The following is a 1,122-nucleotide window of genomic DNA, read 5'->3' as shown; positions in this document are numbered from 1 at the left end:
CGAAGCCGTGCGGTGCCTCCTCCAGGGGCAGCCGGTGGGTGATGAGCCGCGTCGGGTCGAGCTCGCCGCGCTCGATCCGCCGCAGCAGCGGCGTCATGTACCGCTGCACGTGACACTGTCCCGTCCGTAGGGTCAGTGACCGGTTCATCCAGGCCCCGGCCGGGAACTTGTCCACCATCCCGCCGTACACCCCGATGACCGACACGATCCCGCCGCTCCGACAGGACAAGATCGCCTGACGCAACACGTGGGGGCGGTCGGTCTCGGACCGGACGGCCTGCTTGACGCGGTCGAAGGCGTGGATGTGCGCGCTGCCGTGGGTGGCCTCCAACCCGACGGCGTCGACGCACTTGTCCGGGCCACGACCACCGGAGAGCTCCAGCAACCGGGACCGGACGTCGACCTCCTCGAAGTTCACCGGGATGTGCCCGGCCGCCTCGGCCATCCGCAAGCGGTACGGCTCCTTGTCGATCGCGATCACCGAGGCGGCGCCGAGCACCCGGGCGCTGTCCATGGCGAACTGCCCGACCGGACCCGCGCCCCACACGGCGACCACGTCGGAGGGCTGGATGTCGCACATCTCGGCACCCATGTAGCCGGTGGGCAGGATGTCGGACAGGAAGAGCACCTGCTCGTCGGTGAGCTCGGCCTCGATCTTCAGCGGTCCCACGTCCGCGAACGGGACACGGGCGTACTGCGCCTGCCCGCCGGCGAACCCACCGGTCAGGTGCGAGTAGCCGAACAGCCCGGCCACGGGGTGGCCGAACATCTTCTCCGCGATCCCGGCGTTCGGGTTGCTGTTCTCGCAGCAGGAGTACAGCTGCGCCGCGCAGGCCCCGCACGCACCGCAGGCGATCGGGAACGGCACCACCACGCGGTCACCGACCCGCAGTCGCGCCGGATCGACACCGGTGCCGACCTCGACGACCTCGCCCATGAACTCGTGGCCCATGACGTCGCCGTCCTGCATCGTCGGCACGTACCCGTCGAGCAGGTGCAGATCCGAGCCGCAGATCGCCGTCGAGGTGATCCGCACGATCGCGTCGCGGCTGTTCAGGATGGTCGGATCCGGCACGTCCCGGACCTCGACCTCGTTGCGGCCGGCCCAGCAGTTCGCCCTCA

The 1,122-nt window shown here is 70.1% G+C and carries 1 protein-coding gene; it reads right to left on the bottom strand.

Going from position 1 to position 1,122, the window contains the following annotated elements; genetic code table 11:
* Positions 1-1,122 (bottom strand): zinc-dependent alcohol dehydrogenase (locus tag PKE99_RS37660; protein WP_271215045.1); only part of this gene is annotated, 1,122 nt, incomplete at both ends.

It is taken from the genome of Pseudonocardia halophobica (genome assembly GCF_027922425.1).
Taxonomy (GTDB): Bacteria; Actinomycetota; Actinomycetes; order Mycobacteriales; family Pseudonocardiaceae; genus Pseudonocardia; species Pseudonocardia halophobica.
The sequence above is the reverse complement of the archived record's forward strand: the minus strand, read 5'-3'. Positions and strand labels throughout refer to the sequence as shown.